23 protein-coding genes and 2 tRNA genes are annotated in these 19,864 nt (G+C 64.5%); 17 read left to right on the top strand and 8 right to left on the bottom strand.

Annotated elements, in window-relative coordinates:
- The first annotated feature begins 24 nt into the window (after positions 1-24).
- The 3 genes from OC537_RS06925 to pdxY all read left to right on the top strand — a co-directional run bounded on the left by OC537_RS06925 (position 25) and on the right by pdxY (position 2,633).
- Positions 25-588: a VC2662 family protein gene (locus OC537_RS06925; RefSeq protein WP_262110583.1), complete on the top strand. Its 564-nt coding sequence runs from the start codon at positions 25-27 to the stop codon at positions 586-588.
- A 78-nt stretch (positions 589-666) separates the two neighbouring features.
- Positions 667-1,422: a DUF429 domain-containing protein gene (locus tag OC537_RS06920; RefSeq protein ID WP_262110582.1), complete on the top strand. Its 756-nt coding sequence runs from the start codon at positions 667-669 to the stop codon at positions 1,420-1,422.
- Between the two features lie 335 nt (positions 1,423-1,757).
- Positions 1,758-2,633, top strand: coding sequence for a pyridoxal kinase PdxY (gene pdxY, locus OC537_RS06915; protein WP_168235185.1), 876 nt, complete (start codon positions 1,758-1,760; stop codon positions 2,631-2,633).
- A 38-nt stretch (positions 2,634-2,671) separates the two neighbouring features.
- Here the strand turns inward: pdxY and OC537_RS06910 are convergent, their stop codons facing one another.
- The 4 genes from OC537_RS06910 to OC537_RS06895 all read right to left on the bottom strand — a co-directional run bounded on the left by OC537_RS06910 (position 2,672) and on the right by OC537_RS06895 (position 4,714).
- A complete protein-coding gene (locus OC537_RS06910) occupies positions 2,672-2,965 on the bottom strand; it encodes an antibiotic biosynthesis monooxygenase family protein (protein ID WP_262110581.1) in 294 nt (97 codons plus the stop codon).
- Positions 2,966-3,078: 113 nt separating this feature from the next.
- Positions 3,079-3,585, bottom strand: coding sequence for a GNAT family N-acetyltransferase (locus OC537_RS06905; RefSeq protein ID WP_139745335.1), 507 nt, complete (start codon positions 3,583-3,585; stop codon positions 3,079-3,081).
- 167 nt (positions 3,586-3,752) lie between these two features.
- Complete coding sequence (locus OC537_RS06900) at positions 3,753-4,145, bottom strand: NUDIX hydrolase (protein ID WP_163157375.1); 393 nt, start codon at positions 4,143-4,145, stop codon at positions 3,753-3,755.
- The gene (locus tag OC537_RS06895) at positions 4,142-4,714 is read right to left on the bottom strand and encodes a class IV adenylate cyclase (RefSeq protein WP_262110580.1); all 573 of its coding nucleotides are present in this window, start codon (positions 4,712-4,714) and stop codon (positions 4,142-4,144) included. Before OC537_RS06895 ends, OC537_RS06900 begins: the two co-directional genes overlap by 4 nt.
- Before the next feature lie 270 nt (positions 4,715-4,984).
- On the opposite strand from OC537_RS06895, the gene OC537_RS06890 reads away from it, so the two are divergent.
- The 4 genes from OC537_RS06890 to OC537_RS06875 all read left to right on the top strand — a co-directional run bounded on the left by OC537_RS06890 (position 4,985) and on the right by OC537_RS06875 (position 7,291).
- Entirely contained in the window at positions 4,985-5,830 is an 846-nt protein-coding gene (locus tag OC537_RS06890; protein ID WP_262110579.1) for a DUF5718 family protein, read from the top strand.
- A 134-nt stretch (positions 5,831-5,964) separates the two neighbouring features.
- Positions 5,965-6,297 (top strand): YnfA family protein, encoded by a 333-nt coding sequence (locus OC537_RS06885; protein ID WP_139745331.1) that lies wholly within the window; start codon positions 5,965-5,967, stop codon positions 6,295-6,297.
- Between the two features lie 35 nt (positions 6,298-6,332).
- A complete protein-coding gene (locus OC537_RS06880; RefSeq protein WP_262110763.1) occupies positions 6,333-6,794 on the top strand; it encodes a GNAT family N-acetyltransferase in 462 nt (153 codons plus the stop codon).
- Between the two features lie 59 nt (positions 6,795-6,853).
- Positions 6,854-7,291 carry an acetyltransferase gene (locus OC537_RS06875; RefSeq protein WP_163147616.1) on the top strand — a complete coding sequence of 146 codons (438 nt, stop codon included), beginning with the start codon at positions 6,854-6,856 and terminating at the stop codon, positions 7,289-7,291.
- A gap of 73 nt (positions 7,292-7,364) precedes the next feature.
- Here OC537_RS06875 and OC537_RS06870 read toward each other — a convergent pair whose 3' ends face one another.
- Positions 7,365-8,765: a DEAD/DEAH box helicase gene (locus OC537_RS06870; protein ID WP_262110578.1), complete on the bottom strand. Its 1,401-nt coding sequence runs from the start codon at positions 8,763-8,765 to the stop codon at positions 7,365-7,367.
- Between the two features lie 277 nt (positions 8,766-9,042).
- A complete protein-coding gene (locus OC537_RS06865; protein ID WP_163157386.1) occupies positions 9,043-9,519 on the bottom strand; it encodes a glutathione peroxidase in 477 nt (158 codons plus the stop codon).
- Between the two features lie 209 nt (positions 9,520-9,728).
- Here OC537_RS06865 and OC537_RS06860 point away from each other — a divergent pair, with 209 nt between their 5' ends.
- The 4 genes from OC537_RS06860 to OC537_RS06845 all read left to right on the top strand — a co-directional run bounded on the left by OC537_RS06860 (position 9,729) and on the right by OC537_RS06845 (position 13,594).
- Complete coding sequence (locus OC537_RS06860; RefSeq protein WP_262110577.1) at positions 9,729-10,337, top strand: 2OG-Fe(II) oxygenase; 609 nt, start codon at positions 9,729-9,731, stop codon at positions 10,335-10,337.
- A gap of 212 nt (positions 10,338-10,549) precedes the next feature.
- The gene (locus OC537_RS06855) at positions 10,550-11,539 is read left to right on the top strand and encodes a D-alanine--D-alanine ligase (protein ID WP_262110576.1); all 990 of its coding nucleotides are present in this window, start codon (positions 10,550-10,552) and stop codon (positions 11,537-11,539) included.
- A gap of 198 nt (positions 11,540-11,737) precedes the next feature.
- Positions 11,738-12,514 carry a tRNA-uridine aminocarboxypropyltransferase gene (locus tag OC537_RS06850; RefSeq protein WP_262110575.1) on the top strand — a complete coding sequence of 259 codons (777 nt, stop codon included), beginning with the start codon at positions 11,738-11,740 and terminating at the stop codon, positions 12,512-12,514.
- A gap of 300 nt (positions 12,515-12,814) precedes the next feature.
- Positions 12,815-13,594 carry a TSUP family transporter gene (locus tag OC537_RS06845; RefSeq protein WP_025327090.1) on the top strand — a complete coding sequence of 260 codons (780 nt, stop codon included), beginning with the start codon at positions 12,815-12,817 and terminating at the stop codon, positions 13,592-13,594.
- A gap of 7 nt (positions 13,595-13,601) precedes the next feature.
- On the opposite strand, the gene OC537_RS06840 is transcribed toward OC537_RS06845, so the two are convergent.
- The gene (locus OC537_RS06840; RefSeq protein ID WP_262110574.1) at positions 13,602-14,537 is read right to left on the bottom strand and encodes a LysR family transcriptional regulator; all 936 of its coding nucleotides are present in this window, start codon (positions 14,535-14,537) and stop codon (positions 13,602-13,604) included.
- A gap of 52 nt (positions 14,538-14,589) precedes the next feature.
- Complete coding sequence (locus OC537_RS06835) at positions 14,590-15,507, bottom strand: DMT family transporter (RefSeq protein ID WP_262110572.1); 918 nt, start codon at positions 15,505-15,507, stop codon at positions 14,590-14,592.
- Positions 15,508-15,665: 158 nt separating this feature from the next.
- Here OC537_RS06835 and OC537_RS06830 point away from each other — a divergent pair, with 158 nt between their 5' ends.
- The 6 genes from OC537_RS06830 (at position 15,666) to OC537_RS06805 (ending at position 19,794) form a co-directional block, all read left to right on the top strand.
- Complete coding sequence (locus OC537_RS06830; RefSeq protein ID WP_139434330.1) at positions 15,666-16,553, top strand: helix-turn-helix domain-containing protein; 888 nt, start codon at positions 15,666-15,668, stop codon at positions 16,551-16,553.
- Positions 16,554-16,615: 62 nt separating this feature from the next.
- Positions 16,616-16,738, top strand: coding sequence for a hypothetical protein (locus tag OC537_RS06825; protein WP_262110571.1), 123 nt, complete (start codon positions 16,616-16,618; stop codon positions 16,736-16,738).
- 76 nt (positions 16,739-16,814) lie between these two features.
- A complete protein-coding gene (locus tag OC537_RS06820) occupies positions 16,815-18,449 on the top strand; it encodes an ATP-dependent endonuclease (RefSeq protein ID WP_262110570.1) in 1,635 nt (544 codons plus the stop codon).
- A gap of 103 nt (positions 18,450-18,552) precedes the next feature.
- Positions 18,553-19,272: a hypothetical protein gene (locus OC537_RS06815; RefSeq protein ID WP_262110569.1), complete on the top strand. Its 720-nt coding sequence runs from the start codon at positions 18,553-18,555 to the stop codon at positions 19,270-19,272.
- Between the two features lie 275 nt (positions 19,273-19,547).
- Positions 19,548-19,624 (top strand) — tRNA-Met (locus OC537_RS06810).
- Between the two features lie 93 nt (positions 19,625-19,717).
- Positions 19,718-19,794, top strand: a tRNA-Met gene (locus OC537_RS06805).
- Positions 19,795-19,864: the final 70 nt, after the last annotated feature.

Raw genomic sequence — 19,864 nt, 5'->3', positions numbered from 1 at the left:
CATTCAGACTGCCAAGGAATCCCGATGAAACCTCTCGCCCTGCTGCTCGGTTGCTCCGTGCTGGCCCTCGCCGGCACCGCCCAGGCCAGCACCCCGGTCCAGATCTCCCTGCCCGGCATCAACCTGCCCTCTTCCCACCAGGTGGAAGGGGCGCGCGCCTCCTTCCTGTATGGCCGCACCGGTCAGGTGAAGGGCATAGATCTGCCGGTGTTCGCCCTCTCCGACGTGGATCAGTTCACCGGCTTGCAGCTGGGCATCTTCTTCGGCGCCGCCCGGGTGCGCCATCAGTTCGGCGGGGTCGCCATCAACGCCGTCAACTGGCATGAGGGGCAGGACACCGGGGTCAACCTGGGTTTCGTCAACCTGACCAACAACGTGCAGGGGCTTAACTGGGGGGCGGTCAACATCGCCCAGGGCAACGCCCTGGCCAACCTCGGCTTCGTCAACTATGCCGAGCGCACCACCTTCCAGCTTGGCTTCATCAATGCCACCAAGCACCTCGATGGCCTGCAGATAGGCCTCGCCAACTACGCCGAGAACGGCATCTTCCCCATCTTGCCGCTGATCAACTTCAAGAAATCCTTCTAGGAAGGGCGCCCGGCCTTGCTTTAGGGGGCGCAGCCATTACCCTGTGCTCCATCAATAGTGCGCAGAGGTGACAGGGGCATGACAACGGAACACTTGGATGCCATCGGCATCGGTTGGGATGTAAGGGGCTGGCAGGGCAATGCCCAGGCGGTGGCCGTGGTGGGCTGGCAGGCCCGCACGCAGCAGTTGCACTGGCTCGGGGTCTCCCCCCTGTTCAGGTTGAGCTCCCGGGTGGCGCCGGATCTGGACGCCTTGCTGCGCCCGGCGCTGCAAGACGAGATGGCGCTGATGCAGGTGCTGGCCTGCCCGCGACTGGCGCTCGGCATCGATGCCCCCCTGGCCTTTCCCCGAGCCCTCGGCGATCTGCTGGCGGGGAGGGGAGTCGAGTGCGCCGTGCCCCAGCGGGAGATAGACAACCCCTATGCCTATCGGGACTGCGAGCGCTGGCTGCATCAGCAATACGGCAAGAAGCCGCTGTCGGCCACCTTCGACAGGCTCGGCAACAACGCCACCCTGGCGCTCTCCATGTTGCCGCGCCTCGGGGATCTGCAGCTTGTGCCCAGGCAGCAGCCCCACGCCGATCGCGCCGTGCTGGAGGTCTATCCGGCTCTTGCCAAGGTAGCAGGCAAGGCCTCACCGGCCAGGGCGGAGATAGCCGCCTCCTTGCCACCTGATGTGGTGGCCGGGACGGATCGTTACGACGCCGCCCTCTGCGCCCTGATGGCGCTGCAATACGCCGCCGGGGAGGCCGTCGCCGCCCTGCCGGCACTTGTCTCTGCGCCCTCCGATTTTCCCCTGGACGAAGGCTGGGTCTATCACTTCGTCAGGCCTTAAGCCTTAAGTACAAAGCCCGGGGCGTCGGCCCCGGCTTACCTGCCGCCGCGCCTCGTTGCTCTGCCTCGACGCTTTCTCCCGCCATCCGCCACCTTGTATTAAAAATGCTCTCATATGCCATCAAGCAAGAGTGTGGAGAGCCCATATCACGCCGACGGGACCGAGGCGGTCTTGATTCGCCAGGTTGAGCAGGCGTGGGGGGAAGTTGGTGTAACACTCCATTGAATGGGCTTTTTGCCGCATAAATGGCGAGGGTTGCCGGGAATCGCTGGCAGAGCCCGCTCTGCATCCGATATATTGCCCGCTTTCCTCATGCTTCTTCAGTGGTGGTGTCGATGAAACGCATTCTCTCTATCCAGTCCCACGTGGTATTTGGCTGTGCCGGCAACAGCGCCGCCGTCTTCCCCATGCGCCGTCTCGGCATGGAGGTCTGGCCCGTCAATACGGTGCAGTTTTCCAATCACACCCAGTACGCGGCGGGATGGCAGGGGATGGCGATGCCTGCCGGTCATATCAGTGCCCTCTGTCAGGGGCTGATGGATATCGAGGTGCTGGGGCGGTGCGATGCGGTGCTGAGCGGCTACCTGGGATCGGCGGAGCAGGGGAACGAGATCCTGGCGGTGGTCGCGGCCGTCAAGGCGGCCAATCCGGCGGCCATCTACTTTTGCGATCCCGTCATGGGCCATCCGGAGAAGGGGTGCATAGTCGCCCCCGGCGTCACCCGCTTCCTCACCGAGCAGGCGCTGCCGGTGGCGGACATCATGGCCCCCAACCTGCTGGAGCTGGAGACCCTGTGCGGCGTCCACCTGACGACCCTGGCCCAGACTCGCGCCGCCGCTCACCAGCTGCTGGAAAGCGGCGTCAAGATGGTGCTGGTCAAGCACCTGGGGCGCGCCGCCAGTGATCCCGGCCGTTTCGAGATGCTGCTGGCCACCCCGCAGGGGGATTATCTCATCGCCCGGCCGCTCTACCAGTTTGCCCGTCAGCCGGTGGGGGTGGGGGATCTCATCAGCGCCCTGATGCTGGCCAACCTGCAGGCCGGATTTGATGCGGTGGCCGCCTTCGAGCGCACCAACGCCGCTGTCGATGAAGTGCTGCGCCAGACCTGGCAGGCGGATGCCTACGAGTTGCAGCTGATCGCGGCCCAGGCCGACTTCGCCGAGCCGCGGATCGCACACAGGGCCGAGCGCCTGGCAGGCGAGGTGGCGTGATGCCTCAACCCTGATCGGCCAAGTTCATCCTGGGCTGATCAAGGTTGTACGGCCTGAAAATGCTCCACAGTGGGGAAGGGGTCGTAGAAGTGATGGAGCAGCGCCTTCCACTCCTGGTACTGGGGGGAGCCGCGAAAGCCCTGGGTGTGATCCTCTAGCCGTTGCCAGTTGACCAGCAGCAGGTAGCGGTGTGGGTCGGTCAGTGAACGTTGCAACTGGTGGCCGGCGTAACCGGGCAGGGTGCTGATGATGCGCTGGGCCTGCTCGAATGCCTGCTCGAAGGCGGCAGCCTGGCCCGGGATGATCTGCAGCGGGGCGACTTCCAATATCATGATGGCTCCTTGCCGTCTCTGGATGAAGGGGCCATTTGAGCAGTGAACGCGCCAATAAACAAGGCCAGCCTGGGGGCTGGCCTTGTTGCGTTGGACCTTTGGGCTCTCGCCCCTCAGAGCTGCTTGTAGAAGAACTGGGTCGCCGCCAGGGTGCCGTCCGCGTTGCGGGCGAAGTCCGGGATCTGGCCGGCCTCCTGGTAGCCCAGCTGGCGGTAGAGGGTGGAGGCGATGTCGCCGACCCGGGTGTCCAGCACCAGCAGGGTGCGCCCGGCCTCGCGGGCCCCTTGCTCCATGGCCTGCATGAGGGCGCGACCCACCCCCTTGCCGCGGGCCTGGCTGTGTACCATCAGCTTCTCCACCTCGGCCCTGTGACCGCCGTTGGCCTTGGTGCAGAGCGACAGTTGCAGGGCGCCCACCAGATGGTGCTGATCGAAGGCCACCCAGAGCCTGCGCACCCCGTCGGCCAGCTCCCCTTCTATGCCTTGCCAGTACTCCAATCCCCGCTCTTCCTGCAGGGGAGGCAGGAAGCCCACCGAGGCGCCGCTGGCCACGCAATCTTGCAGCAGTGTGATCAACGCAGGCTTGATGCCTCTGGTGCTATCGACCTCAAGGATCTCCATTGAAACTCCTCTTCTTGTATCCAATTGCCAATCCATTCGGGATTAACGGTTCAATCTCGCTCTGTCAGCCAGTCTCACTGCGGCGGGGCTGGAAGCCTGCCCACGAGCCATCTCTGTCAGCCGGTGTTCCTGGGGCGGAGCTGGGAGGCTGTTCACGAGTCAGCTTTCTAGCGGATCAGCCCCTGCTCAGCCAGCCACTGGAACAGCAGGCGGGAGACCGGAGAGATGTCATCCAGATGCCGGCTGTCCAGCCAGCGCAGCTCGGCGATCTCCGCCGAGGCGGTGGGGCTGCCGTCAGCCTCCCCTGTGTAGCAGCGCAGCCTGACTTGCACCCCTTGCGGCTTGCCGTCGGCCTGGGCGCTGAACTCGCAGGCGAGGCGCAGGGTCTCGGGTTTGAGGCTGACCGCCAGCTCTTCCGCTATCTCCCGCACCAGGGCGGCCTCGTCGCTCTCGCCAGGCTCACGCTTGCCGCCGGGTATGTAGTAGAGGGCCTTGCCGTGGGAGCGGGCACAGAGCAGTTGCCCCTCCTTGAAGGTGAGCCAGGCGAGTTTGTCGATCATGGGGCTGATTCCTCTAGTCGAAGGTGAGCTGACTGCTCGCACAGGGTGCGATAGGAGCGGGTCTCCCGCATCTCGGGGCAGAGCCCCAGCCGGGCGGCCAGCGCCAGCAGCTGCTCCCGGTAAGCGGGCAGCGCGGCCTCCTCGTCGGTCATGATGGCGAGCTCGGCAAAATCCCCTATCCCGACCAGGCTGTCCAGGGTCAGGTGGAAGGGGCCAAGAAAGTAGATGCTGCGCCGCTTGTCGATGGTCAGCACCGGCTGGTAGCCCAGGGTGCGCACCATGCTGATGGCCTTGTCCGCATCCGTGATGTTGACCGCCTCGCAGCGATCGGGCCCCGGTCCCTTGACTATCCAGAGCCGGATGCCGGAGGGCGCCATGGTGCGGATCACCAGGCTCTTCTGCTCCCTCGCCAGGGCGCGGTCCGCCGTGTCGAAGTAGCAGTCCTGCTCATGATTGTCCGCCACCATCAGCTCGGGGCCGAGTGCCTCGAGGGCACGCAGGAAGGCCGCGCTATCCGCCAGGCGGTATTTGAACTCCACCTCGAAGCGACCCTGAAAATGTGTGGTCATGGCTCGGCACCGGCACCCAAACGGAAAATGAATAGGGCAGACTAGCAAAAGCGTGGGGCTCGCCCAAGCACCGGGATCACAGCTTGGCGCTGACTGCTCTCTTTATGACCATATGGTGAGGGAAAATCCGCCCTGGTGCACAGCTTGCGGCGGGGCGACTGGGCGCCGTCAGGGGGCTGTGCTCTAATAAGCTCCCTCTTTGGCGGTAGCCCTGCCGCCCTGAACATAGACAACGAGGCGGCGGCCCGGGCCGCGCCAATGGAGCCACAGATGCAGATCACTGAATTGAGCAACTTCATCGGATTGGGGGTGGCGGGCAACTTCGCCGGCCATCTGGAGCAGGCCGGCGAGGCGGCGGACTTCGTCGCCGTCAAGGTCGCGGACAAGGTTGCCCCCAAGGCGCTGTTCCCCTTCTATGTGCCAGGCCATCCGGGCCAGCTCGGCGTCTTCCCATTGAGCGGTGAGGCCATCTTCCTGCCAGAGGCGGCGGTGAGCGGCGACGAGAAGGTGCAAATCGAACCCGAGGTGGCGCTCTGGTGCGAGCTGGAGTACGCGGGGGAGCAGGTGGTGGCCATACATCCCAAGGCGTTTGGCGCCTACAACGACTGCTCCATCCGCCGTCCCAATGCCAAAAAAATCAGCGAGAAGAAGAACTGGGGGGAGGAGAGCAAGGGGCTGGCGGCCACTCTGCTGCCCCTCGGCCATTTTGCCCCGGGTTGCGAGCTCGACGACTATCGCATCGCCTGCTATCTGGAGCGCGATGGCGAGCTGCACCCCTATGGGGTTGACAGCGCGGCTGTGGATTACAGCTACTTCCATCAGCAACTGCTCGACTGGGCCATCGGCAAGTTCAACCATCAGCAGGATGAGGGCCCGGCCGAGCATATCCAGGGGCTGCTGGCCCAGGCGGGGCGTCCGGCCCACGCCCTCATCAGCATAGGCGCCACCCGCTATACCCCCTTCGGCGAGACTCACTTCCTCGCGCCCGGCGACACCTCCTGCGTGGTGGTCTACCCGGCCAGCCGTTACGGCGAAGCGGATATTCGCGAGGCGATCCGCAGCCGAACCTTTGGCCCGGATGTCTCTGCCTTGCTCCAGGCAGTCAGGGTCCGTTGACCCCTTCCTTCCCCCACGCCCGTGGGGGAAGGTTTGCCCTCCCTTCCTCCAGGCCTGCTGCGCCGCCGTGCTTACATAACCCAATGGGTTGTTTTAACATTCAGCCACTGTCACACCCTAGCTAGAGACCCATGATGCTGGAGTTCAAAACGATCGGGCTGTTTCTGATCACCGCGCTGGCCGAGATCGTCGGCTGCTATCTGCCCTACCTGTGGCTGACCCAGGGGCGGAGCGCCTGGTTGCTGCTGCCGGCGGGCCTGAGTCTCGCCCTCTTTGCCTGGCTGCTCTCCCTGCATCCGACCGCCGCCGGCCGTGTCTATGCCGCCTATGGGGGCGTCTATATCTTCGTGGCCATCCTCTGGCTCTGGGCGGTGGATGGCATCAGACCCACTGTGTGGGACTGGGTCGGTTCAGGGGTCGCCCTGACGGGCATGGCCATCATCATGTTTGCCCCCAGATCCGCATAGGGCGCCGGGGAGCACAGAAGATCAGGAGGGTTGCCATTGTGGTGATCAGAGAGTGCAAGGAAGAGGATCTGGCGGGCCTGCTCAGTCTTTACGCCGAGCTCAGGCCCAATGATCCCGTGCTGGCGCCGTCGGTGGCCAGGGAGGCGCTGAGGCGACTGCAGGCCGAGCCCGGAGTACGACTCCTGGTGGCCGAGGTGGAGGGCCAGCTGGCCGCCACCTGCCAGCTCGGGGTGATCCCGACCCTGACCAACGGCGGCAGGCCCTTTGCCATCATAGAGCACGTGGTGACGGCCTCTGCGTTTCGGCGACAGGGGGTGAGCCAGCAGCTATTGGCGCAGGCCCTGACCCTGGCCTGGGAGCTGGATTGCTACAAGGTGATGCTGCTGTCGGGGGAGGGGCGCGAAGGGGCCCATCGCCTGTACGAAAAGCTGGGCTTCAAGGCCGGCATCGAGAAGGGCTTTGTCATCAAGCAGGCCGAGGCCAGGGCAACCCCCTGACGGCGCCCGGCCCCTGGACCCGGCATTGGCCCTTTCACCACAGATGGAATCAACGCACCATGAAGATTGAACAAGCGGACGCCGGGGACTACCAGGCTCTGATCGCCCTCTGGGAAGCCTCGGTGCGCGCCACCCATCACTTCCTGCAAGAGGCGGATATCACCACCCTCAAACCCCTGATCCTGGAGCACTATTTTGCGGCCGTGGATCTGGTCTGCGCCAGGGGAGAGGAGGAGATAGCCGGTTTCTGCGGCGTGCACGATGGCAACATCGAGATGCTCTTCATCGCCCCCGAGGCGAGAGGAAGCGGGGTCGGCCGCCTGCTGGTGGCCCACGCCATCCAGCGGCAAGGGGCGAGAAGAGTAGACGTCAACGAGCAGAATGCCCAGGCCCTCGGCTTCTATCAGCACCTGGGTTTCGGGGTGACGGGGCGCTCTCCCCTGGATGGCCAGGGCAAGCCCTATCCCCTGCTGCACATGGCCCTGGCCGCCGAGTAGGGGCGACAGAGCATAAAAAAAACCGCCCTCGTGAAGGGGGCGGTTTTTTGTGTCAGGTCGGCAACAGCTGGCCTTACTCCTCGCTGGAGTTGTCCTGATAGTCATCGCGCTGGGCCTTGGGCAGGCGGCGCATGGGGGTGAAGCCGATGTCTTCCCCCACGACCTCGCGCTTGCGGGCCGGAGCCGGCTTCTTGGAGCCGTCCCCTTTGGCCTTGCCCTTGCCTTTGGCCCCGTCAGGCTTGCCTTTGGCATTGTTGCTCTTGGCGTTGGCATGGCCGCGGTCACGGGGCGGGTTTTGCACCGGCTTGCTGCCTGGCAGGGTCTGGCGGCTCGGCTTGCCGCTCGGCTCGTAGCCTTCCAGGATCTCCACTGTCAGGGATTGGCCGATCAGGGCCTCGATCTCCTTGAGCTGGCCCAGCTCGTCCTGGCTCACCAGGGAGATGGCCTCGCCGCCACGGCCGGCGCGACCGGTGCGGCCGATGCGGTGGATGTAATCCTCCGCCATCTGGGGCAGCTCGAAGTTGATCACGTGGGGCAGCTGATCGATGTCCAGGCCGCGAGCGGCGATGTCGGTCGCCACCAGCACCCGCACCTTGCCTTCACGGAAATCGGCCAGCGCCCGGTTGCGGGCACCCTGGCTCTTGTCGCCGTGAATGGCGACGGTATTGAGGCCATCTTTTTGCATCTGCTGGGCGAGGCGGTCGGCGATCTGTTTGGTACGCACGAACACCAGCACCCGCTGCCAGTTGCCACGGCCGATCATGTGGGAGAGCATCTCGCGGCGGCGTTCCCGGTCGACCTGGATGACGCGTTGGGTCACCTGATCGGCGGCAGTGTTGCTGGGATCCACCTCGATCAGGGTGGGGTCATTGAGCAGATCATCTGCCAGCGCCTTGATGTCATTCGAGAAGGTGGCGGAGAAGAGCAGGGTCTGTCGCTCGTCCGGCAGCGCCTTCATGATGCGGCGAATGTCGACGATGAAGCCCATGTCGAGCATTCTGTCCGCTTCATCCAGCACCAGCACTTCCAGGGAGCTCAGGGTGAGAGCCCCCTGGGTCAGCAGATCCAGCAGGCGGCCCGGGGTGGCGACCAGGATGTCGACCCCGAGCTTGATGGCGTCCAGGTTCGGCTTGATGCTGACGCCGCCATAGGCGATCAGGGTGCGGAACGGCAGATGGTGGGCGTATTTGATGATGCTCTCGCCCACCTGGGCTGCGAGCTCCCGGGTCGGGGTCAGCACCAGGGCGCGGACCTGGCGGCGGCCGCCACGGCCGTGGTTGGCCAGCAGACGGTGCAACATGGGCAGGGTGAAACCGGCGGTCTTGCCTGTGCCTGTCTGGGCGCCGCCCAGCACGTCCTGACCGGCCAGAATGGCCGGGATGGCTTGCTGCTGTATGGGGGTGGGTTGTTCGTAACCCAGCTCCTTGACGGCCCGCAAGATGTGCGGTGACAGACCCAGTTCATTGAATGACATGTTCGAGAGAAACTCCGAGCCTTGGGCTCAACGGGTGACGACAGCCTGGGCCCGTCACGACATGGAAGAAGGTGGGTAGCGGGTCAGGGCAGGGCCCGATCCCTTCAGGCCCGTCCCGCGGGCGCTACGACACGAAAAAGATAATGGGCGCGTAATATAGCAGAAGTGACGCAGGCACGCAGTAACGGCGTCACGAATGAGGACCCGGGGCACAAAGGGGGTGCGCCGAGTCCGATGGGAGAGGGGCCATGGCTGTCTGTCGCCCAAGGTGCCTGGCTCACAGCAGCCCCTGGATGGCCCCCGCCAGATCCTCGGGTTTGGTCTGGGGGGCGAAGCGGTCCACCACCCGGCCCTCCCGATCGAGCAGGAACTTGGTGAAGTTCCATTTGATGGCCTCGCTCCCGAGCAGCCCGGGTTTTTGCTGCTTGAGCCAGCGATAGAAGGGGTGGGCCTGCTCGCCGTTGACCTCGCACTTGGCCATCAGGGGGAAGCTCACCGGGTAATCCAGCGAGCAGAAGCGGGCTATCTCCTCGGCATCCCCGGGCTCCTGGTGGCCGAACTGATCGCAGGGGAAGCCAAGGATCACCAGTCCCTGCTCACCAAACTGGCGATGAAGCGCCTCCAGCCCGGTGTATTGGGGGGTGAAGCCGCAGCGGCTGGCCACGTTGACCACCAGCAGGACCTTCCCTTGCAGGGCGTCACCGGGAAACTCGCTGCCATCGAGTCGTTGCAGGGGGATAGTGGGCAAGGGCATGGCGCTCTCCTGGGTCATGGATGCAGAGGGAGACCCGATTCGGGCCTTGTTTTCACGTTAGCGGGCCAGGGGCTGCGGGGCAAGGGGAAATCGGCGCCCGGGGCCGGGCCCTTATTGATGGCGGGACTTCTCAAGAGAAGCAATCCGGTTTGTGCCCAGGGGGGGAAGTCGCTACAAAGCGCACTCTCTCCACTCGCTGCGAGTCAATCTTGGACTATCAAGCCGTCATGGATGCCATTTACACCCGGGGATGGGTGATTGTGGATGATTTCTTAACCGCCTCCGAGGTGGATGCCTTGCGAGCCTGCCTGCCGGGGGAGTGGCAACCTGCGGGGATAGGGCGGGAGGGGTTGCATCAGGGTAATCCGGCGATCCGCCGTGATCAGATCCACTGGCTGGATCCCTCCCTGGGCGCCCCCGTGGCCGACTATCTGGCCCGCATGGAGTCCCTGCGTCTGGCGGCCAATCGCAACCTGATGCTGGGGCTGTTCGACTACGAGGCCCACTTCGCCCGCTACCGCAGCGGCGACTTCTATGCGACTCACCGCGACGCCTTTGCCGGGCGCTCCAACCGCCGTCTCACCTCTGTCTTCTATCTCAACAACGACTGGCAACCGGAGGCGGGCGGCGTGCTCAGGGTCTACGACAACGACGAGCAGCTGCTGATGGATGTCTCTCCCAAGGGGGGGCGGCTGGTATTGTTCCTGTCGGAGGAGTTTCCCCACGAGGTGCTGCCCGCCAATCGGGAGCGTTACAGCATCGCCGGCTGGTTTAGGGTCAATGGCAATGGCGCCGGGCGGGTAGATCCCCCTCGCTGAGTCCGTTTCGTCCCGTTTTTGACACAGGCGCCTCTTTTTACGGGCCAGGATGGGGGGATGGCGGCCCCATCGGCTGACAAGGCTTCCTCTCCCTTGCTACACTGGCCGCACTTATGTTCGTATCTGGCTTCGCCCGTTGTTTGGTGCGCAGGTCGCGCAGCCGGATTTTCCCCGGCCATGACGAAGCCGCTTCTCCCAAGGGATCACATCTAATGAAGAACATGCATGTCTTGCTGCTGTGCGGCGGCGGTGGCGCCGAGCACGAAGTCTCTCTGCGCAGTGCCAATTTCCTCGAACAACAGCTTGGTCTCCTGCCTGGGGTCGAAGTGACCCGGGTCGAGATGTTCGCCGACCGCTGGCTCAGTGCCGACGGCCGCGAGTGCAAGCTGGGGCTGGACAAGCTGCTCTCCTTTGACAGCGTGGCCCGTCCGGTGGACTACGTGGTGCCCTGCATCCACGGCTATCCGGGTGAGACCGGCGATCTGCAATCCTTCCTCGAACTGGCGGGCCTGCCCTATCTGGGGTGCGATGCCGAGGCGAGCAAGATCTGCTTCAACAAGATCAGCACCAAGCTGTGGCTCTCCGCCATCGGCATTCCCAATACCCCCTATCTGTTTTTGACCGAGCAGGGCGACGAGGCACTCGCCGAGGCGAAAGCCGCGCTGGCCAAGTGGGGCAAGGTGTTTATCAAGGCCGCCTCGCAAGGGTCATCCGTGGGCTGCTACTCCGCCAGCAACGAAGCGGAGCTGCTGCAGGGGATCAAGGACGCCTTCGGTTACTCCGAGCAGGTGCTGATCGAAAAAGCGGTCAAGCCCCGCGAGCTGGAAGTGGCGGTTTACCAGTATGGCGACGAGCTGGTGGCCACCTATCCCGGGGAGATTTGCGTGCCCCAGGACAAGTTCTACACCTATGAGGAGAAGTACAGCAGTGCCAGCCACACCGAGACGGCGCTCAAGGCAGAAGGCTTGACCCAGGCCCAGTCTGACGCCATCCATGCCTACTCCCTCAAGGCCTTCCGTCAGCTGAAGTTGACCCATCTGTCGCGTATCGACTTCTTCCTGACCGAGGATGGGGAAATACTGCTCAACGAGATCAACACCTTCCCGGGCATGACCTCCATCTCCATGTTCCCGAAATTGCTGGAGCATCACGGTCACAGCTTCGCTCGCTTCCTCGAGCAGATCCTGCGCAAAGAGGCCTGAGTCGCGGCCCCATGCAGAAGATGATAAAGAGGGGCCTGCAGGCCCCTCTGTCATAGGGGTCGCCGCGCTTATCCGGCGAGCTGCCCCGGGTGTACCCTGGCCTCCCAGTGCTCCCCCTCGGGAGCCTTGCAGCCCCATGGCGCGCCCGCTACAATCTGCCCCCTTTTTCCCGCAGACCCTGTCGCCGAGCCGCGCCCCATGAAGCCCATTCCCGATCATGCCGTCAATCGCCTGCGCATCTGGCGCAAGAGCATCTCTACCCGTCCCTTTCTCGCCCGTGGTGGCAGCGTGCCCCGCTGCGAGGCCTGCCAGCTGCGTCATGCCTGGTGTGCCTGCGAGTGGCGCCCCGAGCTCAAGGCCGAGGCGGGCTTTTGCCTCTTGATGTATGACAGCGAACCCATGAAGCCGTCCAACACCGGCCGTCTCATTGCCGACGTCTTGCCCCAGACGACCTGGGCCTTTCTCTGGAAGCGCACCCAGCCCCATCCCGAGCTGCTGGCCCTGCTGGCGGATCCCGCCTGGCAGCCCTATGTGGTGTTCCCCGCCTGCGAGAAGAACCCGGCCCGGGTGACCGAGCGGGTTGCCCTGGCCCCTGGCAAGAAGCCGCTCTTCATCCTGCTGGACGGCACCTGGCCCGAAGCGCGCAAGATGTTCAACATGAGCCCCTATCTGGATGGCTTCCCCGTGCTGTCGGTGCGGCCGGACGCGCTCTCCACCTATGGCATGCGGGTGGCCAATTGTGACGAACACCTCTGCACCGCCGAGGTGGCGGCCTGCGTGTTGGAGGTGGCCGGTGAGCTGCAGGCAGGCCAGGCGTTGCAACATTGGTTCAATCTGTTCAGCAGCCGCTATATGGCGGGCAGAGTGAGTCGGGCGCCCGGCGAGGACGAGACCTCGCTGTTGCAGGCCCTGGAGGCGATCAAGGGGGAGGTTGCCGAGTCTGCCGCTGAGCAGGGCGAGGCAGCGCTGGCTTAACCCTGTTCAGCAGTCGCTACATGGCGGGCCGGGTCAGCCGGGCGCCCGGCGAGGACGAGACCTCGCTGTTGCAGGCCCTGGAGGCGATCAAGGGGGAGGGCGCTCGACTGGCTGACCCTCTCCTACAGGGATCGGACGCTGCCTGAGCCGCTGGGGTAGACTGATGAAAATCAGGAATCAATTGGCTGCCATCGTTTCGTTAGCCTCATGAGCCCGCCCCCGTTAGGATAGCGACCTGCATTGTGCTCAAACAGGACACCCGGGGTTGCCGCGGGTGGCCGCATCACACGAGGTTTATGGATGGAACTGGAACTGCTCACCCTGGTTGCCCTGTTCGGGGTCGCCCTTATCGCCGGCTTTATCGACGCCATCGCCGGAGGCGGCGGCCTGCTGACGGTGCCGGCCCTGCTTGCCACCGGCATGCCGCCCGCCCTGGTGCTCGGCACCAACAAGCTGCAGAGCAGTTTCGGCTCCTTCTCCGCCACCTGGTTCTATGCCCGCAAGGGGCTCCTGGAGTGGGCCATCATCTGGCCGGCGGTCATCTGCACCTTCATCGGTGCGGCCATCGGCACCCTGGCGGTGCAGACCATAGACGCCGCCATCCTGGAGCGCCTCCTGCCCTTCCTGCTGATGGCGTTCGCCTGCTACTTCTATTTCTCCCCCAGGGTGAGCGATGCGGAGAGCCAGCGCCGTCTCACCCCCATGCTGTTCGCTTTGCTGGTGGGGGGCGGGGTCGGTTTCTATGACGGCTTCTTCGGCCCCGGCACCGGCTCCTTCTTCGCCATCGGCTTCGTGGCCCTGGCAGGCTTTGGCATGGCCAGAGCCACTGCCCACACCAAGCTGCTCAACTTCACCTCCAACATCGCCTCCCTGCTGTTCTTTGCCCTCGGCGGCAAGGTGGTGTGGAGCGTGGGCTTCTGCATGGCACTGGGCCAGTTCATCGGGGCCCGTTTCGGTTCCAAACTGGTGTTGAAGAAGGGGGTGAAGCTCATCAAGCCGCTGCTGGTGACCGTCTCCCTGGTGATGTCCGCCAAGCTGGTGTGGAGTCAGTACCCCGAGCTGTTCAGCTGGCTCGTCTGAGTCATTTCTAGCCTTGGCTCACCCGGGCGAAGTGGGCCCGGATCCCCTCGACCAGGCGCTGGATCCGCGCCCGCTTGAGGCTGCTCGGGCGATAGACCAGGTGCAGCGGGCGTGCCAGCCCAGGCAGGGCGCGCGCCCGTTTCCCCTGATCCCCCACCAGGGCCAGCAGACCGGCCGGCAGCAGCACCGGGCCTATGCCCGCCTTGGCCAGCTCGATCAGCGCCAGATAGGAGTCGAGCTCCATGGCCGGCACCAGCCCGAGCGCGGCCAGGGGATCCCGCAGATAGCGGTTGGAGGGGTTCTCCAGATCCATGGTCAGGATCTTGCGCACCTTCTCCTGCACCAGGGTTTCCTCACCCAGGTCTCTTTGTGTCAACGGCTTGCCACTCGCCCTGTCTGGCGAGGCAACCCTGTGATCCGGCTGCGCCGCCGTCTCCTGATCGTCCCCCACCAGATAGAAAGGCTCCTCCAGCAGCAGCTCGGCACAGAGGCCGTGGCCGGGGGGCAACCGGCCGGCGCAGATGCCGAACAGGGCATCGCCACCGCGCACCCGCGTCAGGATCACCGGGGTGTGGTGAGTGGAGAGGGCAAGGTGAGGATCTTGCTCAAGGTAGTCGTGCATGAAACGGGCGAGGTAGCCCGCCAGCAGGGTCTCGGAGCAGGCGACGGGCAGGGGGGTCTGGTCGGTGAGGGTCTGGCTGTCCGCCAGCACCCCCTTCATCTCCGCCAGGCTCGGGGCCACCCGGGCGAGCAGCTCCCGGGCCTGGGGGGTGAGGCGAGTCTGGCGGCCATCTGGCTCGATGAGCCGCTTGCCAAGGCGCTGCTCCAGCTGGGTGATGCGCTTGCTCACCGCCGACTGGCTGATATAGAGGCGGCTCGCGACCTTGGCCATGGTGCCCTCGCTCGCCAGCAGGCAGAGTGTCTCCAGCCCTTCCAGTAACATGCTTCCTCCGTTCAACCTCTGTTGGGAGGGGTTACCTTAGGGGCTGCTGGCATCAGGGGCAAGTACCGTCTGTCACCCGTGACAGCGGCCAGCGCCACGTCTTGACGGGCGGGGCGAAGATCACCAGGTTGCCGATAAGGCTCACCACCACACCCAGGATGGAGACCGTCTGCCAGACGAAGCCCTCATAGAGGGTGGAGAGGCTCAGCGCCACCAGGGGAAACAGCACTGTGGCATAGGCCGCCTTGCTGGCACCGATGAGCCCCACCAGGGTGAGGTAGGCGGTGAAGGCGATGACGGAGCCGAAGATGGCCAGATAGACCATGGCCGCGAGGTAGCGGGGCTCGGTCGGCAGGGTCAGGGATTGACCCAGCACCATGACCCAGCCCAGCAGCAGCGCTACCCCGTACACCATGCCCCAGGGCACCATCTGCAACACCTGATAGCCCTGGCGCTGGCCGCGAGCCGAGACAAGGTTCCCGAGGGAGAAGCAGAGGGTCCCCGCACAGGCAAACAGCAGCCCCTTCCAGCCGTTTGCACCCAGTTGCGCATCCGCCAGCACGGGCCAGAACAGCAGCAGTGTGCCCATGAGTCCCAGCAGCGACCCCTGCAACCAGCGCATGCCGGGGCGCTTGCCCTCGAACAGCCAGAGGTTGAGGCCGTTGAAGATGCTGGCGCTGGCGAAGATCACCGCCGACAGGCCGCTCGGGATGTAGAGGGTGGCGTGGTAGAAGCAGAGAAAGTTGGTGGAGAAGAGCAGGGCGCCGAGCAGGGCCGCATAGCGCTGGCCCGCCCAGGGCAGGCGCGGGAACTTGCCGCTTAACGTGAGCAGGGCAAAGAGCGCCAGCGCCGCCAGGGCGAAGCGGTAGAGCACAGAGACCTCGATGGGAATGGGACCGAGCTGCCAGGCGATGGCGATCCAGGTACTACCCCAGATGAGGACGGTGGAAACATACAGCAGGAGGTTCATAAGCGGATCCAAGCAAAAGGGGAGTGACATGGGGATCAGCATGGGCCTGATGGCGTGAGCTGGCTTGCACCATCTTGCGGTTTTTTGTGGCTGGGCAGCAGCGCTTGGCGAGCCGCCGCGATAAGATGTCGGCACGGGAACAAGGATGAGGCAGACAGGTGCAGCAGAGACGACAGGCGGGGGTGTTCGATGCCCTGGTCAGCACGGGGGCGCGGCTGGAGGACTCCTGCTGGCTGGAGCCCGGGCTCGGGGTGGCCAGCTGGCGCAACCGCTACGATCAGACCCGCTACCACAAGCCGGGTCACCACACCATCAGCGTCTATCTGCAGGGGGGCGAGCAGACCGAGCGCCTCGACGGTCCCGGCGGCCACGGCGGCACCGGTAAGGTGTGCATCATGCCGGATCACCACAGATCCGAATGGCTGGTGCGCGAGGAGTTTCGCTTCTTCCACCTCTACTTCACCCCCGAGCACCTCTGCCGCATCGCCGAACAGGTGTGCGACAAGGAGGGGCGCCATCTGGTGTTGCAGGACAAGACCTTTATCGAGGATCCCCAGGCCGCAGCCCTGGTGCAGGCACAGCTGATGAAGCTGGACTGGCAGCACGGGGTCGATCGCATGGCGCTCTCCCACGGCGCCTGGATGCTGATGTTACACGCCTATCGCCACCATACCCGTGAAGCGCCTGGGCTCCCCGAGGTGCGAGGGGGCCTGGCCCCCGCGGTGATCCGGCGGGTGCAGGAGTATCTGCTGGCCCACCTGGCCGAGCCCGTCACCTTGAGCGAACTCGCCCGGGAGGCGGGCCTGAGCGAATATCACTTCGCCCGCATGTTCGGCCAGAGCCTGGGTTGCCCGCCCCATCGCTACCTGCAGGGGCTCAGGCTCCAGCGGGCCAAACAGTTGCTGGCGGGAAGCGATCCCCTGGCCAGCATCGCCGCCCAGTGCGGCTTCTCCTCCCAGGCCCATTTTGGCAATCGTTTTCGGGAGGCCTTCGGCCTGAGCCCGGGGCAGTGGCGCGCCCAATTGTCATTCTCCTGTCACAGATAACGCTGAGACTCTGGGTGAAAGAGGTGTACCCTCTACCACTTACCCATAAAAAGGAATGCCCATTGAATCATCGCAAACGTCAGACCCGCACCCGCCACCTCTGGTTCAGCCACTGGAATGCCCCTCAGGATCGCGCCTGCCTGCCCACCCCTCCCGAACCCGTAGTGCCTCACAGTTCCCGCTGAAAACCCCAAGACCCGATAGGATTTTCCCGGCAACTTTGCCACTATTGCGCCATCAGGATGGACTGGATATGGCCGCATGTTTCTGGAACGCATTGAAGTCAAAGGTTTTCGCGGGATAAATCGGCTCTCGCTCGGGCTGGATCACACCACTGTTCTCATCGGTGAGAACGCCTGGGGCAAGTCCAGCCTGCTGCGTGCCCTCTGGTGCCTGCTGGGGGATGCCGAACCCTATCAATTCAGTCGCGATGATTTCCATCAGCCCGAAGACCCTGAGCTGAGCCCATCGCGCACCCTGCAACTGGTGCTCACCTTCAGCGAGTACCGCCCCCAGATGTGCCAGCACTCCCGCCGATTGGCGCGCCTTGGCGCGGCCTGGATCCCCCACAGGGACAAGTTCCACCGTATCCACTATCGCGCCAGCGCCGAGCTGCTGGACGATGGCAGCGTGCAGAGCACCCATGACTTTCTCGACGGCATCGGCAAGAGCCTGGCCATCGACAACAACGCGGAGCTGGTGCGTCTGCTCATCACCATGAACCCTGTGTTCCGGCTGCGGGATGCCCGTACCGCCCGCGACGGCATAGAGCGGCTGCCCTGGGACGATCTCTCCGAGCAGCGGCTCGGGGAGCTTGCCGGCAAGCTGACCGACGAGCCCCAGCGCATCGGCGAGCCCGAGCTCAAGGAGGCGCTGCAGGCGGTGCAGCAGTTGATGGAGCACTACTTCAGCGCCCTGGCCCCCATCAAGCACAAGCCCCGGAGCCAGCGGGAGATAGTCAATCGCCCCATGACCCTGCGCAACCCCGGCAACTTGCAGGTGCTGCTGCGCAGCGCCGACAACCGGGCCCTGCAACTGGCCATGGCAGGCATGGCCGCCATGCTGCTCCATGCTCGCGGCAACCGGGAGCTGGAGGAGGGGGCCAGGCCCATACTGATGCTGGAAGATCCCGAGAGCCGCCTGCACCCCACCATGCTGGCGCTGGCCTGGGGCCTGCTCGAGCAGTTGCCCGGCCAGAAGTTGCTCACCACCAACTCGGGGGATCTGCTCTCTTCCCTGCCGCTCAACCAGGTGCGCCGCCTGGTGCGCCGCCAGCATGACATCCTCTGCCATCAGCTGGGGGGGGAGCGCTACAGCAGCGACGACTTGCGCAAAATTGCCTTCCACGTGCGGATCAACAGGCCCATGTCGATGTTTGCCCGCTGCTGGTTGTTGGTGGAGGGGGAGACAGAGATCTGGCTGCTCTCCGAGCTCGCCCAGATCTGCGGTTACAGCCTGCGGGCGGAAGGGGTGCGCATCATAGAGTTCGCCCAGTGTGGCCAGGCCCCCCTCATCAAGGTGGCCCGCGACTTTGGCATAGAGTGGCACCTGCTCACCGACGGCGACGAGGCGGGTGCCAAGTACGCAAGCTCCGCCCGCTCCCTGCTCAAGGGGGAGCGGGAGCGGGACAGGATCACCCAGTTGCCCTCGGCGGACATAGAGCACTACCTCTACCACAACGGATTCGAGGCGGTGTTTCGGCGCGAGGCCGGGGTAGGGGGGCGATCCACCCTCAACGCCGGGCGCATCATCTCCAAGGCCATTCACCATCGCAGCAAGCCCGGCCTGGCCCTGGCCGTGGTGGAGGAGGCGGAGCGCCTGGGCAGCGAACACATCCCCCCCATGCTCAAGCAGATGTTCGCGCGAGTGGTCGCCCTGGCCCGAGGCCAGAGCTAGTCTCGCAGGCGTTGGGGATGGGGGCGGGTTTGGGTATACTCGCCCCTCGTTTTTTGTTGCCGGGGTCCTTGGGCCCTGTCCTCTGTTTGCTGCCGGAGACCCTATGTTCGTCCAACTTCCTTTTTGGCTCTTTTCCCTGACCGGCCTGATGGCCCTGGGGGCCCTGATCGCGCTCGGGATCGTCTTGTGGCGCGGGGATCTCTGCCCGGGCCAGCGCTCGCGGATCACCAACCAGCTCTTCTCCATCTGGGTGATCACCGGCCTCTCCCTGATGCTGGGGATCGAAGCCGGGGTAACCGGCTGGCTGATTTGGTGCGGGGGCGCCGCCCTTATCCTGGGGATAGTGCTGTCACTGGCCCAGTCCCGCCTCGAGGGCAAGCGCGCCATTCCCGCCAGCCTGCTGTGGCTGCCTGCCATGCCGTTCGCCCTCTATGGTCTGGGTCTGCTGCAGATCCAGGGCTGGCTGAACGGGGCACTGCAGATGGTGCTGCTGGGCTCGGCCTTCGCACACCTGATGCTGCTGCGTGCCCGCCACCGTCTGCAAGCCTTCAACCTGCTGCTGCCGTTGGCGGGGCTGCTGGCCGCCATGCTGAGCCTGATCTGGCTGGCGGTGCTGGTGAGCGGGCAGGACAATGGCGCCGGGCTAGATGCCCTGATCCCCGGGGTGCTGACCCAGGCGGGCTTGCTCATCGCCGCCCTGCTGCTCTGGTTCAGCCCGATCTACCGGCAGCAGGAGACGGCCCCCGTGGTGCTGTCCGTGACCCTGTGCGGTCTCATCATCGCCCAGATAGCGGCGACCAGCGTGTTGCATCAGCTAGTCTGAGCCCGCCGCAACGCGTCATGAAGAATAGAGAAGCCCGCGCCGTCCCATAGGCGCGGGCTTTTTCATACATAGAGAGGGGGGAATGGCACGCCGGATCCAGCAGCGCAACCTGGCGGGGGAGTGCCCTGAGCGGCAAGGGGAGCACCTAGTTGACTGAAAAAACTACGGTTTGTTGCAAAAGAACACAGCATCTGATGGTTTAATCCCCTGGTAAACTTTTTTTAGGATAATTACTTGCAATCTCAGCGTTGGAGCCTATTATTGGCCACCTCAGACGCGGGGTGGAGCAGCTCGGTAGCTCGTCGGGCTCATAACCCGAAGGTCGTCGGTTCAAATCCGGCCCCCGCAACCATCTGAGTGTCGACATCGACAACACCCACAGGGTGAGAAGTGATGAAGAGGATTCGAACTGGCTACTGCTCGGCCACTTCGGAAAAAATACGGACGCGGGGTGGAGCAGCTCGGTAGCTCGTCGGGCTCATAACCCGAAGGTCGTCAGTTCAAATCTGGCCCCCGCAACCAACTATTTGTCCTCATTGCTCGGTGTTGCACCGCAGCGGTGAGACGAAGACGCAAGGTGCTATTGCTCGGC

Source organism: Aeromonas sp. Marseille-Q5825 (assembly GCF_946892685.1).
GTDB classification, from domain to species: domain Bacteria; phylum Pseudomonadota; class Gammaproteobacteria; order Enterobacterales; family Aeromonadaceae; genus Aeromonas; species Aeromonas rivipollensis.
This window is presented reverse-complemented; position numbering and strand designations above follow the sequence as displayed.